Here is a 1,056-nt window from a genome sequence, read left to right on the forward strand (position 1 = left end):
GTACGGTCACCGCGGTCGTCGCGACGCGGGTAGGACGGGCGGTCGTCGCGACGCTCGTCACGACGGAACCCACCGCGCTCGTCGTCCCGACGCGGGTACGAAGGACGCTCGCCCCGGTCGTCACGACGCGGGTACGAGGGACGCTCGCCCCGGTCGTCACGACGCGGGTACGAGGGACGGTCACCGCGGTCGTCGCGACGCGGGTAGGACGGGCGGTCGTCGCGACGCTCGTCACGACGGAACCCACCGCGCTCGTCGTCCCGACGCGGGTACGAGGGACGCTCGCCCCGGTCGTCGCGACGCGGGTACGAGGGACGGTCACCGCGGTCGTCGCGGCGGAAGGAGGGACGCTCGCCCCGGTCGTCACGACGGGGGTACGAGGGGCGCTCGCCGCGGTCGTCGCGGCGGAAGGACGGACGCTCGTCGTCGCGGCGGAAGCCGCCGCCGTAGGGGCGGTCGCCCCGGTCGTCGCGGCGCGGGTAGGACGGGCGGTCGCCGCCGCGGTCGTCACGGCCCCCGCGGTAGCCACCCCGGTCACCGCCGCGGTCGCCGCGATCGCCGCCGGCGGGACGGCCGTAGCGGTCGTCGTCGCGCCGCCCGTAGGAGGGGCGGTCACCGCGGTCGTCGCGGCGCGGGTAGGAGGGGCGGTCGCCGCCCCGGTCGTCACGTCGGAAGCCGCCACCGGACGGGCGGCCACCGCGGTCGTCGCGGCGGAACGGGCGGTCGCCGCCGCGGTCGTCACGGCCCCCGCGGTAGCCACCCCGGTCACCGCCGTCGTTGCGACGGGGCTCGCGCTCCGGACGGTCGTCGGGAGAGTTGGACATGGGTGTGACTCCTGTCTTCGGGGTACCGCTAGTCATTCTCGCGCAACCGCACCGTGGCCGCGCTTCGGCGTAAAAGAGGGGAAAAACAAAAAAGGACCCTTGGTCCAGCGTTGAACGCTGGACCAAGGGTCCTGAAAGATTGTTCGGCGGCGTCCTACTCTCCCACAGGGTCCCCCCTGCAGTACCATCGGCGCTGAAAGGCTTAGCTTCCGGGTTCGGAATGTAACCGGGC

General features: G+C 73.7%; 1 rRNA gene and 1 pseudogene. Both read right to left on the minus strand.

What is annotated here, in order from left to right:
• A pseudogene (locus ACZ4VL_RS40465) lies at positions 1-806 on the minus strand (tetratricopeptide repeat protein); the annotation flags it as partial.
• Between the two features lie 159 nt (positions 807-965).
• A 5S ribosomal RNA gene (rrf, locus tag ACZ4VL_RS40470) occupies positions 966-1,056 on the minus strand; the annotation flags it as partial.

The sequence above is a fragment of the Streptomyces sp. NPDC029014 genome, from assembly GCF_055564695.1.